The following is a 19417-nucleotide window of genomic DNA, read 5'->3' on the forward strand; positions in this document are numbered from 1 at the left end:
ATTTGAGGGATTTGTTACAGCACTCACCGAAATGGGTGATTGGCGCGTCGGAAGGCCGCGGACACCGGTTTTCTGCGTGCGGAAGGGTACGCGTACGTCATGGACTGGCTGAAGAATCTCCCCCTGATCGGGCCGTTCGCCGCACGGCTGATGGAGACGCACGCCTGGCGCTCCTACGAGACGCTGGACCGGGTCCACTGGGCCAGGCTGGCGGCGGCGATCACGTTCCTCAGCTTCCTCGCGCTCTTCCCGCTCATCGCGGTGGGCGCGGCGATCGGTGCCGCCCTGCTCTCCGACGAACAGCTGGACACGATCAAGGGCAAGCTGGCCGAGCAGGTGCCGGGGATCTCCGACCAGCTCGGCATCGACAACCTGGTGGCGCACGCGGGCACCGTCGGGCTGGTCGCCGGTGCGCTGCTGCTCTTCACCGGCATCGGCTGGGTCGGTGCGATGCGGGAGTGCCTCCGCGCGGTCTGGGAGAAGGACGACCTGGACGAGGGCAACCCGGTCGTCCGCAAGCTCAAGGACGCCGGTCTGCTGCTCGGTCTGGGCGGCGCGGCGCTCGTGACACTGGCCGCCTCCACGGTCGGCTCGACCGCCATCGGCTGGACCGCCGACCTCCTCGGCATCCCCGAGGACGGCGCGGGCGGAGCGCTGCTCCAGGCGGCCGCCCTGGCCGTGGCGGTCTTCGCCGACTTCCTGCTCCTGATCTACCTGCTGACCCTGCTGCCCGGTGTGGAGCCGCCGCGCCGCCGGCTGATCGTGGCCGGACTCGTCGGCGCGGTCGGCTTCGAGCTGCTCAAGCTGCTCCTCGGCAGCTATATGAAGGGCGTCGCGTCGAAGAGCATGTACGGGGCCTTCGGGGTGCCGGTCGCACTCCTCCTCTGGATCAACTTCAGTGCGAAGCTGCTGCTGCTCTGCGCCGCCTGGACGGCGACGCCGAGCAAGGAGGAGAAGAGGGCGGCCCTCAGCGACGAGGAAGACGGCGCACCAGGTCGGGGAGCGGCCAGCGCCGGTTGACCAGGAACACCCCGGCCGCCAGGAGCACCAGCAGCCCGCCGACGATCGACAGCGCGATCCAGACCCCGCTGGAGCCCGCGGGGGCGGCGGGGGACGCGGCGGCTGCCGGCCTGTCCTCTGCCTTGCTCGAACCCCCCGCGGGCCGTGCACCCTTCCCGGTCCCCGTCGCGGCCGACTTGGGAGGCACCAGCTCGCCGACCGGGGTCACCTTGCCGCTCGACGCGAAGCCCCAGTCGAGCAGCGTGGCGGCCTCCTTGTAGACGGCGTGGCTCTCCTCGGACGAGGGGTTCATGACGGTGACGAGGAGCACCTTGCCGTCGCGCTCGGCGACTCCCGTGAAGGTGTTGCCCGCGTGCGTGGTGTAACCGTTCTTGACGCCGGCGATGCCCTTGTACGGCTCCACCCCGATGTCACCGGTGATCAGCCGGTTGGTGTTCTGGATCCCGAAGGTCCCGCGCTTCTTGCCCTTCTTCTTCTCGCCGGGGAACTGTGCGGTCGCCGTAGCGCTGTACTCGCGGAAGTCGGCCTTCTGGAGACCGCTGCGGGCGAACAGCGTGAGGTCGTACGCGCTGGAGACCTGGGTCGGGGCGTCGTAGCCGTCGGGAGAGACGACCTTGGTGTCGAGGGCCTGCAGCTCCTCGGCGTGCCGCTGCATCGCCGCGACGGTCGCGTCCACACCGCCGTACATCTCCGCCAGGACGTGCACCGCGTCGTTGCCGGACTGCAGGAACACACCGAGCCACAGGTCGTGGACCGTGTAGGTGTGGTCCTCCTTGACCCCCACCAGGCTGCTGCCCTCGCCGACCCCGGCGAGCTCCTCCTCGGTCACCATGTGCGTCATGGTCTTCGGCTGCAGCGCGGGCAGGACCGTGTCCGCGAAGAGCATCTTGAGGGTGGAGGCGGGCGGCAGCCGCCAGTGGGCGTTGTGGGCGGCGAGCACCTTGCCGTTCTCCGCGTCCGCGACGATCCACGACCGGCCGGTGAGCTTCTTGGGCAGGACCGGTGCGCCGGGGCCCAGCTCGACCTGGGTGCCCACCTCGCCCAGGCGTTTCCCGCCCACGGTCGACATCGGCCCCGTCGGCTTCGGCTGCTTGTCGTCGGTCTTGTCCTTGTCGGCCGCCCCTGCGGGACCCACGACACATACGGACAGCAATACGGCAGAGAGGACCGTCAACACGGTCTTTTTCAGAGCGGGCACGGTCGGAAACGTACAGGGCGTGGATGGGGATGGGGACCCGGATGGCCTGACCCGCCGGGCGTGACGCCGGGACAGCCCACCCCGGGAACCCGGACTCGAACGCTCCGGCGATACTGGGTCCATGAAGCTCAGCCGCCCCGTTTCCTGGTTCCTGCTCGCCTTCGGGGTGTGGAGCTGGTTCATCTGGATCACTTTCGCCAAGAACTTGTGGAAGGACGGCAGCGGGCTCGCGTTCGACGACGCCGGTGACCCGACCGCGTACTTCTGGGTCCATCTGCTGCTCACGATCACGTCGTTTCTTCTGGGGACGGCCGTCGGAGTCATCGGGTTCCGTGGTGTCAGGGCATTGCGGTCCGAACGCACATGACAACCGGGGCAAAAGTGAGAGTCCGGACAGCAGCAGTCCAGCGGGTGGGCGGGGGAGCGTAAGTGGTAGTGGTCGTTGTTCTGGTGATGGTCGTGGTCGTCGCGCTGCTCGCGGGCGTGCACCGCTATGTGTGGCGCCGGCTCGTCGGTGACACGACGGCGAAGGGGAGCCCCGCGCGGCGCGCGGGCACCATCGCCGCCTTCGTGCTGCCCCTGCTGAGCCTCGGCGCCATGACGTCGGCCCGTGCGGGCTTCCCGTTCTGGCTGCAGCAGGTGCTGGCCTGGCCCGGCTACCTGTGGCTGGCGGTGCTGCTGTACCTGACGATGGCTCTGCTGGTGGGGGAGGCCGCACGCCCCCTGCTGCACCGGTTCCTGGCGCGCAGGTCCGCAGCGGGCGCAGAGGAGGCCACGGCGGGCGCGGAGGAGGCCACCGTGGGCGCGCGGCCCGAGGCCGGTGCCGTCGCGAGCGGAGCCGCCGCGACGAGTGGGGCCGGGGCCACGGGCGAAGCCGCCGCGAGCGGCGAAGCCGAGGTCACGGGCACGGAGAACGGCTCGGACGGTGGCACCCGTACGCGCACGGACGTCGCCCCGCCCCCCGAGTCCCCGGCGGCCCCGACCGTCGTCGACCCCTCGCGACGGCTCTTCGTCGCGCGGGCCGTCGGCGGCGCGGCTGCCCTCGCCGGGCTCGGCACGGTCGGCTACGGCACCTACGGTGTGCTGCGCGGCCCCCGGGTCAAGCGCATCACCGTGCCGCTCGCCAGGCTGCCGCGCTCCGCGCACGGCTTCCGGATCGCCGTCGTCAGCGACATCCACATCGGTCCCATCCTCGGCAGGGCCCACACCCGGCGCATCGTCGAAGCGATCAACGCGACCCGGCCCGACCTGGTCGCGGTCGTCGGCGACCTCGTCGACGGGTCCGTCAAGGACCTCGGCAGCGCCGCCGAACCACTGGCCGGGCTCGAAGCCCGCCACGGAAGTTACTTCGTCACCGGCAACCACGAGTACTTCTCCGGTGCCGCCGAGTGGGTCGACCACGTGCGCGAGCTGGGTCTCCACCCGCTGGAGAACGCCCGGGTCGAGATCGCCGGGTTCGATCTCGCCGGTGTCAACGACGTCGCGGGCGAGAGCGAGGGGCAGGGTCCGGACTTCGTGCGGGCGCTCGGTGACCGGGACCGCAGCCGTGCCTCCGTCCTCCTCGCGCACCAGCCCGTCGTCATCGACGACGCCGTCAAGCACGGCGTGGACCTCCAGCTCTCCGGCCACACGCACGGCGGACAGCTCTGGCCCGGGAACCTGCTGGCCGGTCTCGCCAACCCCACCGTCGCCGGACTCGAACGCTACGGCGACACGCAGCTCTACGTCTCGCGTGGAGCCGGCGCCTGGGGCCCGCCGGTCCGCGTCGGCGCGCCCTCCGACATCACCGTGGTGGAGCTCGCATCCCGACAGGCCTGAGCGCCGCCTGATCAACTGCCCGGCCCACAGCAGGACATGACGCGCAGTCACCCCGCACGCTCACGCAACGAGCTGGGCGGGAGGCTGCGCCATGCCCAATTCCGCCTGTTTCTCGGCGTATATCAACCAAGAAGCTGTGAACACCCGATTTGCTCTTCCAAGTGTGAATAACGTGTAATCAGGTGAGGGTGAACATGCGGCAATGTGCGCATACATGCACATGGGTCGCGGCAGGGCTGGTAGAGGAGAGCACGGCACATGCGGTTGGTCCGGCTTCGGATTCTCGCGATTCTCGCGGTATTGATCATCGCCGGCGTCGGCGCCTGGCAGCTGCTTCCCTCGGACGAGGTGAGCGACGACGCGATCACGGTCGGTACGTCGGACGAGGTCACCAGCCTCGACCCGGCCGGCGCCTATGACGCCGGCTCCTGGGCGATCTACAGCAACCTGTACCAGTCCCTGATGACCTTCAAGTCCGGGGCGATCGTGCCGGAGCCGGACGCGGCCGAGAGCTGCGGCTTCGTCGGGCAGAAGCTCCAGACCTACCAGTGCAGACTGCGGGACGACCTGACGTTCGCCAACGGCCGCGAGGTCACCGCCACCGACGTCAAGTACTCCTTCGACCGGATGCTGAAGATCAGGACGGACGTCGGTCCCTCGGTGCTCTTCCCCAGCCTCGACACGGTCGTGGCCGAGGGGCGGACCGTGACGTTCAACCTCACGGCCCGGGACGCGACCTTCCCGCAGAAGCTCGCCACCGGCGCCGGGTCCATCGTCGACCCCACCCAGTACCCGAAGGACGAACTCCGCACGGGGGACCAGGTCGACGGCTCGGGGCCGTACACCCTGAAGTCGTACGAGCCGGGCGTCCGCGCCGAACTGGTGCCGAATCCCGCGTACAAGGGTGCGCTGAAGCAGACCGGTGTGGCCGTCGACATCCGCTACTTCGACGGCTCCGACCAGCTCAGGGAGGCCTGGAAGACCGGCGACGTCGATGTCGCACACCGTCAGCTGCCCCCCGAGGACCTGGCCGGGCTGGACGTCGCCTCCACCCGGCAGCGCGTCACCGAGGCGGACAGCGCGGAGATCCGCAACCTCGTCTTCAACGTCCGTGACGGCTCGGCGCTCTCGGACAAGCGGGTCCGGCAGGCCGTCGGGTGGATCATCGACCGGGGCCCCCTGGTCACCGACGTCTACAAGAGCACCGTCGAACCGCTCTACTCGCTGATCCCGCAGGGCTACATCGGGCACAGCACCCCCTTCTTCGACTCCTACCCGGAGCCCGACCCGAAGCGGGCCAGGGCGCTGATGGAGGAGGCCGGGGTGCAGATTCCGCTGCCCATCACCTTCGCCCACCGCGACGAGGACGCGAACAAGCAGGAGAGCACCGAGCTGGTCCGCCAGCTGGAGGACAGCGGTCTGTTCGAGGTCACCGAGAAGGCCGTGGAGTGGCAGGCCTTCCAGAAGAAGTACGCGGCGGGCGCGTACGACGCGTACACCGTGGGCTGGCTCCCCGACTACCCGGACCCCGACACCTTCAGCCAGCCGCTGGTCGGCCGCGACAGCAGCCTCCACAACGGCTACACCAGCAAGAAGATGGACTCGCTGATCTCCGCCACACAGCAGTACAGCGACCGCAGCCGCACCTCGGGCGACTTCAAGAAGCTGCAGGAGCTGGTCGGCGAGGACGTACCGCTGATCCCGCTGTGGCAGAAGAAGGACTACGTCGTCAGCACGGCCGGCGTGGCCGGCTCCCAGTACCTCTCGGACGGCACCGGGATCTGGCGTCTGTGGGAGCTCAGCTGGATCTGACGTCCGAGGCGTCCGGGACGTCCGAGGCGTCACGGGTGCCCGCGGTGGGGGCGTCCGGCGCACCCCGGCCCGGGCGCTTCGCCGCGCCGGGCATGAACTCCACCAGGACGTCGCTGAGCTGCCGTACGAGCGGTCGCAGCACCCGGAACCGGGAGAGCGCGATCGCCCGTGCGGCGATCGGCGCGGTGCGTTCGACGAGACGGCGGCTGCGCTCGGTGCCCTCGGTCCGGTCGTAGACCCAGAAGAGCACCAGCCCCATCTGCATCAGCCACATCAACTGCGGCAGCAGCGCCGCCAGTTCCGGGTCGTGCTTGGTGCTGGAGCCGGCCAGGCACCGCTCGTGCACGGAGATGGCCGCCTCACGGGCGGCCACGGACTCCTCCGAGAAGGGGGAGAGCGGGCTGTCCGGGTCGGCGGCGTTCTTGAAGAACTGGGCGGCGAAGCGGTGGTACTGCTCGGCCACGTCCAGCCAGCAGAGCAGCACACCGCGGAGGCGGACGGCGAGATCCCTGTCGCCTGCCAGGACCGGCCGGACCGCCGCCTCGTGCTCGGCGGCGATCCGGTCGTAGAAGCCCTGGACCAGGTGTTCCTTCGAGGAGAAGTAGTAGTAGGCGTTCCCGACGGAGACTCCGGCCTCCTTGGCGATGGCCCGCATCGTCGTCCGGTCGTACCCGTGCTCCTCGAAGAGCCTGAGCGCGGTCTCCAGGATCAGCGTGCGGGTCTGCTCGCTCTTCTGGGCCTTGGCCGTCCTGCCCGCTCCGGTCGGCTTCGCTGCGTTCGCGTCGGCCACGTCCTTCTCTTCCTTCACCACGGTCCCAAGGCTAACCGGGAGATCCGGCCACCGGATCCGGCAGCGGGCACCGTCCGTCGGCGGAGCGGCACGGCTCCGCCGTGACGGACCGGTACTTCGCCGCCGCGAGCACCGTCGCACGGGCGAACGGACGGCCCAGGGGCGTGGTGAGCCAGTGGGCCCTGGGCCGGTGCTCGGCCAGGGCCCAGAGGCAGACGATCCAGGCGGACGTCCCGCGGTAGACCTGCCCCCGGTCCCCGACCACCGTGATCTCCTCCAGCGTTCCCGCGTGGTCGAGACCGGGGAAGCGGTGACGCGCCTCCTGCGAGCCGGCCGGGACGAGATCGAGCGGGACGAGCTGACGCTGCTTCCGCAGCCAGTGCCGCAGATGGACGCAGAGCGGGCACCGGTCGTCGTAGAGCACCGTGAGCCGGGTGACCGGCGGGTACGTGACCGGGGCGGGCGCGGCCCGGCCGGGGATGTCCGTCACGGCCTGCTCACCTCCCGGTGGCGGGCGCTGCCCAGGGGCCCTGGTTCCCGGGTCCGGCCCAGCCCTGCGGCGGCACGGGCGGCGTCTGCTCGCGCTCCATCAGGCCCCGGCGGCGGATCTTGTTGAGCACGTAGACGTTGCCCAGGTGCATCACGCCCAGGACCAGCAGGACGACGCCGACCTTCACCGACAGCGCCTCGAAGAGCTGCCGGGCGTCGGCGACCCCGTCGGCGTTCTTCAGGTACAGGGCCACGAAGCCCAGGTTGACCAGGTAGAAGCCGACCACCAGCAGGTGGTTCACGGCGTCCGCGAGCTTCTCGTCGCCCTGGAGCACATCGCCGAGGAAGACCTTGCCGTTGCGGCTGAGCGTGCGGGCGACCCAGACGGTGAGCGCCACGCTGATGAGCAGGTAGATGACATACGCGAGCACAGTGAGGTCCATGCCCCACCCTCCCTTGAACGCGTTCAAAATGCTGATGTCAGTGACTGTAGACCCGTTTTTGAACATGTTCAAGCAGCGTCCCGGTGAAGGCCGGAACGCTGGATGCGGTATGGGGGTGGGCGGGTGACGCGGGATCAGTCGGCGAGGGCCCTGAGAAGCTCGGCCCGCAGGTCACCCGCGTCCGGAAGCGGTCCCGACGCCAGCACCTCGTTCCACCGGGCCGCCGCCCGGTCGGCACCGGACCGGAACGCACGCCGCAGCGGCACCTGCCCGAAGAACAGCGCGAGCGCGGCCACCGGGCGCAGCAGTGACCGCCCGCGCACGGTCAGGGTGACGCCGACCTCCCACACGCCCCCGGCGGCCGGCCGCGGAGTGACGGTCAGACGTGCCCGCCCGAGCCGGTGCTTGGCGCGGACCGCCAGCGGGGCGCGGGCCGGCGGGAGGGACCCGGGACGCGCGGTCGCGGCGGCCCACCAGGCGGGCAGGTCGAGCCCGGCCCGGCCGGAGGCGCGTTGCAGCGGACCTCCGCCGGGGTTGCGCATGCGGAATCCCACGTCCAGTGCCCCGGGCCGGTCAGGGGTGCGCAGCCGCGCGGTCAGCCGGGCGGTCAGCTCGGCGGACTCCATGCGCTGCTCGACGGCGATGGCGGTGGCGCGCCGCCACTCCCTCACGGTCACGACGATCAGGTCGTCCGAGGGGGCTGCGCGCAGGGCGTCGGTCGCCTCGTCGGCGTCCGAGGTGATCTCGTACCGGGCGCCCGGGCGCAGGTGCCGGCCCTTCAGCAGCCGGATGCCCGGGACCGTCGGCCCGCCGTCCCCCAGCACGATGTCCCCACCCCGCGCCCGCGAGGAGTCGACCGTGTCCAGGACGGCCTTCGCGCACTCCTCGAACCAGTCGCGGTCCAGGGACGTGACGGTGACCGTGTGGTCGAAGCGGGCCACGCGGGACCGTACCCGGTCTCAGACGCTCATGGAGCGCGCGGTGTTGACCTGGGCCATGACCATCGGGAAGGTCTCGGGGCCCATCGCCGGGATCATCGTCGAGTGGTGGCGTCCACCGCTCGTCACCGTGATCTGGACGAAACCGGTCGTCCTCTTCTCCTTCATCAGGAGGAAGAGCAGCCCGATCAGGCAGAAGAGCGCGAAGACGATGGCGAGCACGACCCCCACGGTGGGGATCTTCTCCTCCGTGCGCGACATGTCGGTCGCCGTCCACACCGCCCCCTTGAGGGGCATCGTGCCGGACGGCGTCACGATGCCGTCGTTCATGACGGTGATGTCACCGAGCGACAGCATCGGCACGCCGCCGCCCATGGGCTGTCCCTGCTGGACCGGCAGGTTGAAGCCGGGCTGCGTCGGCTGGCCGGGGCTCGGATAGCCGTAGCCGGGACCGGGCTGTGCGGCGGACTCGGGCAGCGGCTGCGGGTAGCCGTACACCGGAGCCGCGCCCGGCGCCGGGTAGCCGTAGCCCTGGCCGTCGGGCATCGTCGGAGGGTTGCCCGGCTGCTGGGGCGGGCCCCACTTGTATGAGTCGTCCGCGTACGGATTCGGATCGCTCACGACGTTCCCCGTTCTCCATCAGACCCTCTGCTCCCGTGCCGTGCTGCGTCGGGAGAGGGCGAGCCGGTCAGGGCTCCGCATGACCGTACCGTCCCCCGCCCCCTCGACGCACCAAGAGGCCCCGCTTCCCGCACAGTCGGTGCGGGGAGCGGGGCCTCTCGAAGACCACGGCGTGGGCCCGGGAGCCCCGGAGCCCGTGGGTCAGAAGCGACGCGTGATCAGCGCGCGCTTCACTTCCTGGATCGCCTTGGTGACCTCGATGCCACGCGGGCAGGCGTCCGTGCAGTTGAAGGTCGTGCGGCAACGCCACACGCCGTCACGGTCGTTGAGGATCTCCAGGCGCTGCTCGCCGCCCTCGTCGCGCGAGTCGAAGATGAAGCGGTGCGCGTTGACGATGGCCGCCGGGCCGAAGTACTGGCCGTCGTTCCAGAACACCGGGCACGAGGACGTGCACGCGGCGCACAGGATGCACTTGGTGGTGTCGTCGAAGCGCTCGCGGTCCTCGGCGGACTGCAGGCGCTCACGCGTCGGCTCGTTGCCCTTGGTGATGAGGAAGGGCATGACGTCGCGGTAGGCCTGGAAGAACGGGTCCATGTCGACCACGAGGTCCTTGAGGACCGTGAGGCCCTTGATGGCCTCGACCGTGATCGGCTTCTCCGGGTTGATGTCCTTGATCAGCGTCTTGCAGGCGAGCCTGTTCTTGCCGTTGATCCGCATCGCGTCGGAGCCGCAGATGCCGTGCGCACACGAACGCCGGAACGTCAGAGTGCCGTCCAGCTCCCACTTGATCTTGTGAAGGGCGTCGAGGACACGCTCCTTCGGGTCGATCGAGATCTCGAAGTCCTGCCACTGGACCTCGTCGGAGACCTCGGGGTTGAAGCGGCGGATCCGGAACGTGGCCGTGATGTACGGGGTGTCGGCGAAGCCGGCCTCGGCCTTGTCGGTCTTTTCCAGGGTCGGGGTAGCCATCAGTACTTACGCTCCATCGGCTGGTAGCGGGTCGTGACGACCGGCTTGTAGTCGAGCCGGATCGACTCGGTGCCGTCGTCGGCGACCTCGCGGTACGCCATGGTGTGGCGCATGAAGTTGACGTCGTCGCGGTTCGGGTAGTCCTCGCGGTAGTGACCGCCGCGGGACTCCTTGCGGGCCAGCGCGGAGGTCGCCATGACCTCGGCCAGGTCGAGCAGGTTGCCCAGCTCGATGGCCTCCAGCAGGTCGGTGTTGAACCGCCTGCCCTTGTCCTGGATCGACACGTCGAGGTAGCGCTTGCGCAGCTCGGCGATCTTGTCGACCGCGGTCTTGATGGTCTGCTCGGTGCGGAACACCATCACGTTGGCGTCCATGCACTCCTGAAGCTCCGTGCGGAGCGCGTGGACCCGCTCGGTGCCCGTCGAGTTGCGCAGCCGCTCGACCTGCTCCTGGACCAGCTGCGCCGGGTTCTCGGGAAGCTCGACGAAGTCGTTCTTCGCGGAGTACTCGGCGGCGGCGATGCCCGAACGGCGCCCGAAGACGTTGATGTCGAGCAGCGAGTTGGTGCCCAGGCGGTTGGCGCCGTGCACGGAGACACAGGCGACCTCGCCGGCGGCGTACAGGCCCGGGACGACGGTGGTGTTGTCGGCCAGCACCTCACCCTCGACGTTGGTCGGGATGCCGCCCATGGCGTAGTGCGCGGTCGGCTGGATCGGGATCGGGTCCGTGTAGGGCTCGATGCCGAGGTACGTACGCGCGAACTCGGTGATGTCCGGGAGCTTCGCGTCCAGCTGCTCCGGCGGGAGGTGCGTGAGGTCGAGGTAGACGTGGTCGCCCTCGGGACCGCAGCCGCGGCCCTCACGGATCTCCGTGTAGATGGAGCGGGACACGACGTCACGGGACGCGAGGTCCTTCATGACCGGCGCGTACTTCTCCATGAAGCGCTCGCCGTCCTTGTTGCGGAGGATGCCGCCCTCACCGCGGGCGCCCTCCGTCAGCAGGATGCCCATGCGCCAGATGCCCGTCGGGTGGAACTGGAAGAACTCCATGTCCTCCAGCGGCAGACCCCGGCGGTAGCAGGCGGCCTGGCCGTCACCGGTCAGGGTGTGCGCGTTCGACGTCACCTTGAAGAACTTGCCGGTGCCGCCCGAGGCGTAGATGACCGACTTCGCCTGGAAGACGTGGATCTCGCCGGTGGCCAGCTCGTAGGCGACGACGCCGGCGGACTTCTTGACGCCGTCCTCCTCGACGACCAGCTGGTCCAGGACGTAGAACTCGTTGAAGAACTCCACGCCCTCCTTGACGCAGTTCTGGTACAGCGTCTGGAGGATCATGTGGCCGGTGCGGTCGCCCGAGTAGCAGGCACGACGGACCGGGGCCTCGCCGTGGTTGCGGGAGTGACCGCCGAAGCGGCGCTGGTCGATCTTGCCCTCGGGCGTACGGCCGAACGGCAGGCCCATCTTCTCGAGGTCGAGGACCGCGTCGATGGCCTCCTTCGCGAGGATCTCGGCGGCGTCCTGGTCGACCAGGTAGTCGCCGCCCTTGATCGTGTCGAAGGTGTGCCACTCCCAGTTGTCCTCCTCCACGTTGGCCAGCGCGGCGGCCATGCCGCCCTGCGCGGCGCCCGTGTGGGAGCGGGTGGGGTAGAGCTTCGTGAGCACGGCGGTGCGGCTGCGCTTCGTCGACTCGATGGCCGCGCGCATGCCGGCGCCGCCGGCGCCGACGATGACGGTGTCGTACTTGTGGATCTGCATGGTTTCCTCTGGTCCCTCTGTCCCGGCGCCTAGCGGATGTTCGGGTCGAAGGTGAAGATCACCAGCGTGCCCAGCAGGACGGTGAACACCGTGGCGGTGTACAGGAGCATCTTCAGCCAGAAGCGGGTGTTGTCCCGTTCGGCGTAGTCATTGATGACCGTACGGAGGCCGTTGGCGCCGTGGAGCATGGCGAGCCACAGCATCGCCAGGTCCCAGACCTGCCAGAACGGCGAGGCCCAGCGGCCCGCCACGAAGGCGAAGCCGATCTTGGAGACGCCGCCGTCCAGCACCAGCTGGATCAGCAGGTGCCCGATGACGAGAACGACCAGCACGATGCCCGACAGGCGCATGAAGAGCCAGGCGTACATCTCGAAGTTGGTGCGCGAACCCTTGGGGGTCTTGCCCGTGCGCTTGCGCGGGGGCTCGATCACCGGGGCCGGGTTGTCGACGTCGTACAGGCTTACGCCCTCGACGTCGCCGATCGCGGGGGAAGAGGTCTCGCTGGACATTGGCCTCAGCTCCCGAAGACTTCGCGTACGGCGTGACCGAGGACGGGGTACAGGGCCCCGACCATCAGCACGACCCAGATACCCAGGACGGTCCAGAGCATCTGCTTCTGGTAGCGCGGGCCCTTGGCCCAGAAGTCCACGGCGACGATGCGGAGACCGTTCAGCGCGTGGAAGAGGATCGCGGCCACCAGGCCGTACTCGAGCAGCGCGACGAGCGGGGTCTTGTAGGTGGCCACGACATCGTCGTACGCCTCGGGGGAGACACGCACGAGGGCGGTGTCCAGGACGTGTACGAACAGGAAGAAGAAAATGAGGACACCGGTGACTCGATGAGCCACCCAGGACCACATGCCTTCCCGGCCGCGGTACAGCGTTCCAGCCGGCACGGAAGAACCCTCCGGGAGCGGGGATTGGGGTCGGCCGGCTTGACTGTCGGTCTGACCCGGCCGGGTACGGTCCACCGGCCCCGGCCATCGTAGCGACGGTTTGTCGGTTCGATGGCGGCGGGGCCTCCGGTGTGATCAAAGCGGCAATCAATCTGGCACGGACGGGCTATCGGACGGGCTGTCCGGCGACCAGGAAAGGGCCCTGCGAGCTGCCCGCTTCGGTCACGAGGTCGATGATGCGGCCCCGGGCGAGTCGTCGCATCTCCTCCGCGGTGAGGGCCCGCTCCTCGTCCGCGTCGTGCGCGAGCCGGGTACGGATGGCGACGAGCACCTGGTCCACGTGCTGGGAGGGCGGCACGCCGTCCAGGCAGATCACGAACACATGACCGAATCGGCTCTCGTACGCGGCGTGCGCCGCCCGCAGGGCCAGGTGGGCGGCGCGGGGCGCGTCATGGTGCAGGCAGGGGGCGCACTCCGCGGCGAGTGCCTCCGCGATGTCCACCGGGGAGAGGTCGTACCCCGCCTCGTCGGAGGCCGCGAGCAGCGCCCCGAGGTCCGGGTACGGGCGGTGGGCGGCCAGCCGCAGCGCCCAGCGGTGGCTGCCGAAGCACTCCAGCAGGGCTGGTTCGGCGGTGTCCCGGGGCCAGGCGTTGAAGCGACCGAGCCCGCTCGAGTAGGCATTGCCGCAGGTACTCGCCGAGACTGGTTGCGGAACGGAGGGCTCCGCCCCTGCCTCGTGCGGGGCGGGACCGCGGGTCTGGACGGGTACGCCCGCCCGCCCTGCCTGCTGCGGCTGCTTCGGCGGGCCGGCGGGGGGCTCGCTGGACCTGGACAGCGGGAACTCCTCGAATGAATGACTTCTGTGATCTTGGAGAGGGGCCGGAGAGCGAACAGGTTGCGTGGGGGAGAGAGTGAAGGCTGAGATGAATGTGACGCAACGCTAGCGAGACCAGGCAACGGGCGCCCGGTGGGTGCGCGAATTTCACCCGGACGGGAGAGTTTCGGAACGCTTGATGGACGTCTCGGCGGGGGTAATGACCGACTTTCTCCTCTTCTCTGACCTGTTTCTCCCCCCAACCCGGAGGATTCTGAGCGATGTCGCCCTCACGTGGAGTTCTGGTGGCCGGAGCGGCCGCCACGGTCGCCGCTGCCGTCACCCTCACCGTCGTCGCCTGGCCCGAGGGCTCCGGCCCCGGGACGCAGGGCGCGGCGTCCTCGTCCAGCACCTCGTCCTCGCCGTCCCCCTCGCGGAGCTACCCGCTCTCCACGACGCCGAGGACCATACCCGCGGTGCGCGAGCACACCCCCGCACGCGGACCCGGCTGGAAACCCGCGAAGGACAGCACGGTCGTCGTGGCCGATCCCGAGCTCGCCGACGAGGCGAAGCTGCTCGCCGAGGAGCTGGACATCCGCTACCGGGGTGAGGCCTCGGCCCGGCCCGGCGACGTCGAGCTGGCGATCGGGACACCGGGGAAGGGCGCCCCGGAGTCGTACACCCTGAAGACGGCGGGCGACCGGGTGAGGATCAGCGGGCCCGACCAGGCCGGCGTCTTCTACGGGACCCGCACCCTCAAGCAGTCGATGAGCGCCGACAGCACGATGCCGGAGGGCGTCGTGCGCGACACACCCGACCGGGCGCAGCGCGGGCTCAACCTCGACATCGCGCGCAAGCACTACTCCGCCGAGTGGATCGAGGCCCGGCTGCGCGAGATGGCCGACCTCAAACTCAACCAGCTCGGCCTGCACTTCTCCGACGACCAGGCCTTCCGCATCGAATCCGAGTCGCATCCGGAAGTGGTCTCCGAAGAGCACCTCACCAAGGCCGAGGTCCGGCGGATCCTGGCGCTCGCGGAGAGCCTCCACATCACCGTCGTCGGCGAGATCGATTCCCCCGGACACCTGGGCGCCGTGCTCCGCGCCCACCCCGACCTCCAACTGCGCGACACGCAGGGGGTCGCCCGGCAGGGCGCCATCGACATCTCCAGGACCGAGTCGGCGGAGATCGTCGACGACCTGCTGCGCGAGTACTCCGAGCTGTTCCCCGGGGCGTGGTTCCACGTCGGTGCGGACGAGTACCAGGCGCTGACGGTGAGCGACCCGCAGGCCTCCTACCCGCAACTGGCCGCGGCCGCCCGCGAGAAGTACGGCGCCGGGGCCACCATCCAGGACCTGACGGAGGGCTGGCTCAACGACCGGGCGGCGGTCGTCCGCGATGCGCAGAAGATCCCCAAGGCGTGGAACGACGGGTTCTTCAGCGGTGGCCGGGTCACCGCGCACAAGGGCATCGAGGTCGAGTACTGGACGGGCAAGGAGATCGGCGCCCGGCCGCCCCAGGAGTACCTGGCGGAGGGCCGCAAGGTGGTCAACCTCAACGACGAGTTCCTCTACTACGTGCTCGGTGAGCCCAACGACTTCGTCTACCCGACCGGCGAGCGGATCTACGAGCAGTGGACCCCGTTCGTCCTGCGCGGCACCGAGCCGGTCCCGGAGCGCTACTCGAAGCAGATCCTGGGCGGCCGGTTCGCGGTCTGGGGGGACTTCCCGAACGCGCAGACGCAGAAGCAGGTGGCCGACGGTATCCGGATGCCGCTCAACGCCGTCTCCCAGAAGCTGTGGGACCCGGGGAAGCCGGAGCTGACCTGGGCACAGTTCAAGGCGCTGGCCGACGAGGTCGACTCCTCGGACTGATCCGCAACCGCGTGGACACCTCCGTCGGGAGAGGCTAGGTTCCGCTTGCCGCGTGCCCCGGGGAGGGGCGCGCGGCAAGCGCGTTCCGGACGAATCCTGGGGGGTTCCACTTCATGCTGTGCACCACATGCCGTAAGAGACCGGCCACGTCCGCCGACGGCCGCTGCACCACCTGTGCGGCGCTGCGCCGCACGTCGGCGGGCGGACTGATGGCAGGGACCCGGGCGCCGAGGGGGGAGGGGCCGCACCGGCTGCGCTCCCCCGGGGGCCTCGCCAAGGCGGTCGTCGTGCTGCTCGTCGCCGTCGTCGTGGCGGACGTGCTCTCCGTCGCGGCGGGCCTGAACGTCCGGCGCGTGTTCGTCGCCATCGCCGGCGGTGACATGGAGGCCTACGGCCTGACGCTCCAGGCCCACCTGCTCCACCAGCGGGCGTACAGCCTGCAGCTCCTCGCGCTGGTGCCCACCGCCGTCGTCTTCGTCCTCTGGTTCCGCCGTGTCCGGCTCAACGCCGAGGTGTTCGACGCGAGCCTGCAGACGATGCGGCCCGGCTGGGCCGTCGGTGCGTGGTTCGTCCCCGTCGGCAACTTCTGGCTGCCGCGCCGGGTCGCCGGCGGTGTCTGGGCGGCCAGCACCCGCGCCGATGAAGGACGGAGCACGGTCTCCGGGACGCCGATGAACCTCTGGTGGGCGGCCTGGGTGCTCGACCTGGTCTTCGGCCGCTACGCCGCCCGGACGTACGAGCGCGCGGAGCTGCCGCAGGAGGTCGTGGACGCGATCGGACTGGTCGTCGCGTCCGACGTGCTCGACATCGTCGCCGCGGTCCTCGCGATGCTCTTCGTGCGCAGGCTGACCGCGATGCAGGGGGAGCGGGCTGCGGTCGGCCCCACGCCGCCCTCCGCACACCCGGCGAGCGACCCGGCCACGTACTGAGCCGAGCCGACTCCGCCCCTCCGCGCTGCCCGGTGGGCGGCCGGATCCGGCCGTGGCGCCCTCGAAGGGCCGCCGCCCGGACTGCGGTGCATCGGGCGTCACGCGCCCTTGCCCGAGCCGATTTTCTCCTCTTTTACGGATGGTCCGGGCATCAGGAGCCGGTCCGACCGCATCGCACTGTGTCCTCCCGAGTCGTAAGAGTGACGCTTTTCAGCCATTCGGCGCAGTATTCGGTAACGACGTGCGGCGTTCCGCCGTGCGTCGGCTTCCGGTCGGCCGACCGGGTGACCGAGGGAGACGTCGATGAGCCTGCTGGAGCAGATCGCTCTTGCCGACGAGCGAGGGCTGGCGGCGAGCGGGCTCGCCTGTCTCGACCGCTGCCTGCCACCGACCGGCCGGAGCGATCCGGAGCCGCTGCGCCCGCTCTGGGCGAGCTGTGAGAACGGTGCGGACTGGGTGGCCCGGCTCGCCGGCGTCCGCGAGGCGCTGGAGTGTGACGCGCCGGAGGGCGAGGCGTCGGGGGACACGGGGCCGGAGGGCGGCGGGGACACCGGTTCCGTGGCCGCCCGCGTCCGTGCGCTGCTCGCTGCCGCGCCTGCGGACTTCGAGGCGGAGCCGCTGCGCGCGTGGTCCGACGCCTGCTCGCTCCTCGCGCTGGACGTCCACCGCGAGTTCGACCTCCCGTCCGCGGGTGGGGCGGAGCTGCTGCGGCGCTGCCGTGCGGGCGGGACGGAGGGCGTGGGCCCGCTCGTCAGCGGTGAACTGCGCCGTCAGATCGAGATCCTGGACGTCCTGGCGGAGACCGCGGGCACGGTGGGCAGTGGAGCGGGCCTGCTCCGGGTGCTCGACCTGTCGACCGAGGGCCAGCGCGTGCTGCGTGCGGTGATGTCGCGCAGGGCGCGCAGCCGGGCCTGACGGCCGGGGCGGACCCGGGCGGGACGGAACGACGACCGGGGCCGCCACCCCCCACAGGAGAGGCCCCGGTCGTCTTCCACGGAGCCGCAGTGCGGCCCCGTACTCATCTCAGCGCCACGGGTGCGTTTTTTGTCACACCGCGCTGCGTCAGGAGACTGTTGCGGGTTGTACAAGTCATGGACGCGGAACAGTCCGACCACGTAGCGTGCTGATTCGCGCAGGGTGGCGCAGCAGCGATGACCAGCTGTGATTCGGATCAGCAGGGCGGGTTGAGGGAGTGCTGGGGGACGACGCGGAGCTGACCGCCGCGGTGCTCGCGGCACAGGACGGGGACGAGGACGCCTTCCGTACTGTGTACCGCGCTGTGCACCCACGGCTGTTGGGGTACATACGGACGCTGGTCGGCGAACCGGACGCCGAGGACGTGGCGTCCGAGTCCTGGCTGCAGATAGCGCGTGATCTCGACCGGTTCAGCGGGGACGCCGACCGGTTCCGCGGCTGGGCCGCCCGGATCGCGCGCAACCGCTCGCTCGATCACATACGGATGCGGGGCAGGCGCCCGGCGGTCGGCGGCGACGAGAGTGAACTCGTGGCCCGGGCTGCCGAATCGGACACGGCGGGCGAGGCGCTGGAGTCGCTGGCCACCGGCCGTACGCTGTCCCTCATCGCGCAGTTGCCGCAGGACCAGGCCGAGGCCGTGGTGCTGCGTGTCGTGGTCGGGCTGGACGCGAAGAGCGCCGCCCGGACGCTGGGCAAACGCCCCGGAGCGGTCCGCACGGCCGCTCACCGGGGGCTCAAGCGGCTGGCGGAGCTGCTCGGCGCGGACGACGGCCCGGAGGGCGGGATTCCGGCCGCGGGTGCGGGACTCGGAGCCGTGCCCGCACAGCGCCCCGCCCGCAACGGCGCGGCGGCGCCCGCCGGTGTGACGCATTCGCGTCCGTGGACGCAGAAGGACATGTGATGGCCGACGAGCAGGACGAGTGGCTTGACGCGGACGTGGCGGAGAATCTGCTCCGCGGCGATCCCGTCGAACCCGTCGACGATCACGCCAGGAATGCGGCCCGGCGGCTGGAAGCGGCGCTGCGCGAGGTGCGTGCCCCCGGCCCCCCGGGAGGGGAACTGCCCGGTGAGGCGGCCGTGATGGCCGCGTTCCGCGAGGCGTCCGGTGCCCGGACGAAGCGGGACGGCGGGGCGCGGGCCGCCGGACCCGGCGGGCATCAGGACACCCTGCACACCGTACGCATCGGCGCCACGCGCGCGCCCTCGTCCCGGCGCCCCCGCTGGACCCGTCCCGTGCGCTACGGCCTCGCCGTCTCGCTGGCGGGGTGCGCACTCGGCGGGGTGGCGGTCGCCGGGGGCACGGGCATGCTTCCCGCGCCGTTCGGCGGCCAGGGTTCCCCGGCTCCCGCCTCGTCCGTCTCCGTCGCGGCGTCCCCGGAGGAGCTGGGGGCCGAAGTGCCCGAGGCCGGCGGTCCGTCGTCCGCACCGGCGTCGCCCGACGTGTCCGCGTCGCCGACCGCGCCCGAAGGGGCGGACAGGGGCACGGATCCGGACGACGGGCGGAGCCGCCCCGGCGGCGGCACGGCCGGCGGGACGGACCGGCGCAGTGGCGACCCGGACGGCGAGGGCACCCCGGAGAGCACTCCGGACGGCACCGACGGACACGAGACCCCCGGCGGCTCCGCGGGCGGTAAGGGGGCCGATCTCCACGAGAAGGCCGCCCGGGCCTGCCGCGACTACCGCAGCGACGACCTGAGCCGGGAGGACGAGCGACGACTCCTCGATCTCGCGGACGGCGAGGACAACCTGGCACGCTTCTGCGACCGCGTCCTCGAGGACGACGACGCGGACGGGAGCGGCGGCGGCTCCGGCGACGGCTCCGGCGGCCCGGACGGCGGCAAGGGCCCCGGCGAGGACGGCGAGGAGTCTCTTCCGTCGATCTCCTTCCGCACCCCGCCCCCGGAGGGCGGCACGAACCAGCGGTCCACGGCGGACGAGCCGTCCGCCCTCTCCCCGGCCGCGCGCTGACCTGCGTGGATACGGCCTTCGGCCACACGGTGTGACGTTTTCCGGTTGCCCGGCGCAGTACAGAGTGCCGACTGGTCATCGGTAGCGCACACGAGCCGGGGTTCCCCCCG

At 70.6% G+C, this 19417-nt stretch carries 20 protein-coding genes; 9 read left to right on the plus strand and 11 right to left on the minus strand.

Annotated elements, in window-relative coordinates:
* Positions 1 to 99: 99 nt before the first annotated feature.
* Positions 100 to 1020 (plus strand): YihY/virulence factor BrkB family protein, encoded by a 921-nt coding sequence (locus OG927_RS20365; RefSeq protein ID WP_056796280.1) that lies wholly within the window; start codon positions 100 to 102, stop codon positions 1018 to 1020.
* Here OG927_RS20365 and OG927_RS20370 read toward each other — a convergent pair.
* Positions 968 to 2218, minus strand: a complete 1251-nt coding sequence (locus OG927_RS20370; protein WP_056796276.1) for a D-alanyl-D-alanine carboxypeptidase family protein — start codon at positions 2216 to 2218, stop codon at positions 968 to 970. The genes OG927_RS20365 and OG927_RS20370 overlap by 53 nt on opposite strands.
* 121 nt (positions 2219 to 2339) lie before the next feature.
* Between OG927_RS20370 and OG927_RS20375 the strand changes: the two genes are divergently transcribed.
* The 3 genes from OG927_RS20375 (at position 2340) to OG927_RS20385 (ending at position 5848) form a co-directional block, all read left to right on the plus strand.
* Complete coding sequence (locus OG927_RS20375) at positions 2340 to 2585, plus strand: SCO4848 family membrane protein (RefSeq protein ID WP_056796274.1); 246 nt, start codon at positions 2340 to 2342, stop codon at positions 2583 to 2585.
* 68 nt (positions 2586 to 2653) lie between these two features.
* Positions 2654 to 4036, plus strand: a complete 1383-nt coding sequence (locus tag OG927_RS20380) for a metallophosphoesterase (RefSeq protein WP_330320587.1) — start codon at positions 2654 to 2656, stop codon at positions 4034 to 4036.
* A 258-nt stretch (positions 4037 to 4294) separates the two neighbouring features.
* Positions 4295 to 5848, plus strand: coding sequence for an ABC transporter substrate-binding protein (locus OG927_RS20385; protein ID WP_319099777.1), 1554 nt, complete (start codon positions 4295 to 4297; stop codon positions 5846 to 5848).
* On the opposite strand, the gene OG927_RS20390 is transcribed toward OG927_RS20385, so the two are convergent.
* From OG927_RS20390 to OG927_RS20435, 10 genes are all read right to left on the minus strand, one after another.
* The gene (locus OG927_RS20390; RefSeq protein WP_056796264.1) at positions 5835 to 6659 is read right to left on the minus strand and encodes a TetR/AcrR family transcriptional regulator; all 825 of its coding nucleotides are present in this window, start codon (positions 6657 to 6659) and stop codon (positions 5835 to 5837) included. The genes OG927_RS20385 and OG927_RS20390 overlap by 14 nt on opposite strands.
* A gap of 10 nt (positions 6660 to 6669) precedes the next feature.
* Positions 6670 to 7128, minus strand: a complete 459-nt coding sequence (locus tag OG927_RS20395; RefSeq protein WP_274922777.1) for a thiol-disulfide oxidoreductase DCC family protein — start codon at positions 7126 to 7128, stop codon at positions 6670 to 6672.
* A gap of 7 nt (positions 7129 to 7135) precedes the next feature.
* Entirely contained in the window at positions 7136 to 7570 is a 435-nt protein-coding gene (locus OG927_RS20400; RefSeq protein ID WP_056796260.1) for a hypothetical protein, read from the minus strand.
* A gap of 134 nt (positions 7571 to 7704) precedes the next feature.
* Complete coding sequence (locus tag OG927_RS20405) at positions 7705 to 8511, minus strand: hypothetical protein (protein ID WP_209469866.1); 807 nt, start codon at positions 8509 to 8511, stop codon at positions 7705 to 7707.
* 18 nt (positions 8512 to 8529) lie between these two features.
* Positions 8530 to 9129, minus strand: coding sequence for a hypothetical protein (locus OG927_RS20410; RefSeq protein WP_056796253.1), 600 nt, complete (start codon positions 9127 to 9129; stop codon positions 8530 to 8532).
* Between the two features lie 201 nt (positions 9130 to 9330).
* Positions 9331 to 10098, minus strand: coding sequence for a succinate dehydrogenase iron-sulfur subunit (locus OG927_RS20415; RefSeq protein ID WP_056796251.1), 768 nt, complete (start codon positions 10096 to 10098; stop codon positions 9331 to 9333).
* Positions 10098 to 11852 carry a succinate dehydrogenase flavoprotein subunit gene (gene sdhA, locus OG927_RS20420; protein ID WP_056796248.1) on the minus strand — a complete coding sequence of 585 codons (1755 nt, stop codon included), beginning with the start codon at positions 11850 to 11852 and terminating at the stop codon, positions 10098 to 10100. The genes OG927_RS20415 and sdhA overlap by 1 nt, the downstream gene beginning before the upstream one ends.
* A 29-nt stretch (positions 11853 to 11881) precedes the next feature.
* Entirely contained in the window at positions 11882 to 12361 is a 480-nt protein-coding gene (locus OG927_RS20425) for a succinate dehydrogenase hydrophobic membrane anchor subunit (RefSeq protein ID WP_056796245.1), read from the minus strand.
* A gap of 5 nt (positions 12362 to 12366) precedes the next feature.
* Entirely contained in the window at positions 12367 to 12747 is a 381-nt protein-coding gene (sdhC, locus tag OG927_RS20430; RefSeq protein WP_079099469.1) for a succinate dehydrogenase, cytochrome b556 subunit, read from the minus strand.
* Between the two features lie 166 nt (positions 12748 to 12913).
* On the minus strand, positions 12914 to 13582 hold the full coding sequence (locus OG927_RS20435) for a 2-oxo-4-hydroxy-4-carboxy-5-ureidoimidazoline decarboxylase (RefSeq protein WP_056796239.1): 669 nt from the start codon (positions 13580 to 13582) through the stop codon (positions 12914 to 12916).
* Positions 13583 to 13842: 260 nt separating this feature from the next.
* Between OG927_RS20435 and OG927_RS20440 the strand changes: the two genes are divergently transcribed.
* The 5 genes from OG927_RS20440 (at position 13843) to OG927_RS20460 (ending at position 19307) form a co-directional block, all read left to right on the plus strand.
* On the plus strand, positions 13843 to 15435 hold the full coding sequence (locus OG927_RS20440) for a family 20 glycosylhydrolase (protein ID WP_330320588.1): 1593 nt from the start codon (positions 13843 to 13845) through the stop codon (positions 15433 to 15435).
* 113 nt (positions 15436 to 15548) lie between these two features.
* Positions 15549 to 16364 (plus strand): DUF4328 domain-containing protein, encoded by an 816-nt coding sequence (locus OG927_RS20445; RefSeq protein WP_330320589.1) that lies wholly within the window; start codon positions 15549 to 15551, stop codon positions 16362 to 16364.
* A gap of 303 nt (positions 16365 to 16667) precedes the next feature.
* Entirely contained in the window at positions 16668 to 17279 is a 612-nt protein-coding gene (locus OG927_RS20450; RefSeq protein WP_330320590.1) for a hypothetical protein, read from the plus strand.
* A 277-nt stretch (positions 17280 to 17556) separates the two neighbouring features.
* Entirely contained in the window at positions 17557 to 18240 is a 684-nt protein-coding gene (locus tag OG927_RS20455) for an RNA polymerase sigma factor (protein WP_319099766.1), read from the plus strand.
* The gene (locus tag OG927_RS20460) at positions 18240 to 19307 is read left to right on the plus strand and encodes a hypothetical protein (RefSeq protein WP_330320591.1); all 1068 of its coding nucleotides are present in this window, start codon (positions 18240 to 18242) and stop codon (positions 19305 to 19307) included. Before OG927_RS20455 ends, OG927_RS20460 begins: the two co-directional genes overlap by 1 nt.
* Positions 19308 to 19417: the final 110 nt, after the last annotated feature.

Source organism: Streptomyces clavifer (genome assembly GCF_036345975.1).
Taxonomy (GTDB): Bacteria; Actinomycetota; Actinomycetes; order Streptomycetales; family Streptomycetaceae; genus Streptomyces; species Streptomyces clavifer.

Bases quoted from the DNA above. Each gene is read 5' to 3' on its own strand.
- OG927_RS20415 (WP_056796251.1), bottom strand. From the start codon at position 10,098: ATGGCTACCCCGACCCTGGAAAAGACCGACAAGGCCGAGGCCGGCTTC.
- sdhA (WP_056796248.1), bottom strand. From the start codon at position 11,852: ATGCAGATCCACAAGTACGACACCGTCATCGTCGGCGCCGGCGGCGCC.
- OG927_RS20460 (WP_330320591.1), top strand. From the start codon at position 18,240: ATGGCCGACGAGCAGGACGAGTGGCTTGACGCGGACGTGGCGGAGAAT.
- OG927_RS20365 (WP_056796280.1), top strand. From the start codon at position 100: ATGGACTGGCTGAAGAATCTCCCCCTGATCGGGCCGTTCGCCGCACGG.
- OG927_RS20375 (WP_056796274.1), top strand. From the start codon at position 2,340: ATGAAGCTCAGCCGCCCCGTTTCCTGGTTCCTGCTCGCCTTCGGGGTG.
- OG927_RS20400 (WP_056796260.1), bottom strand. From the start codon at position 7,570: ATGGACCTCACTGTGCTCGCGTATGTCATCTACCTGCTCATCAGCGTG.
- OG927_RS20425 (WP_056796245.1), bottom strand. From the start codon at position 12,361: ATGTCCAGCGAGACCTCTTCCCCCGCGATCGGCGACGTCGAGGGCGTA.
- OG927_RS20445 (WP_330320589.1), top strand. From the start codon at position 15,549: ATGCTGTGCACCACATGCCGTAAGAGACCGGCCACGTCCGCCGACGGC.
- OG927_RS20450 (WP_330320590.1), top strand. From the start codon at position 16,668: ATGAGCCTGCTGGAGCAGATCGCTCTTGCCGACGAGCGAGGGCTGGCG.
- OG927_RS20440 (WP_330320588.1), top strand. From the start codon at position 13,843: ATGTCGCCCTCACGTGGAGTTCTGGTGGCCGGAGCGGCCGCCACGGTC.
- OG927_RS20385 (WP_319099777.1), top strand. From the start codon at position 4,295: ATGCGGTTGGTCCGGCTTCGGATTCTCGCGATTCTCGCGGTATTGATC.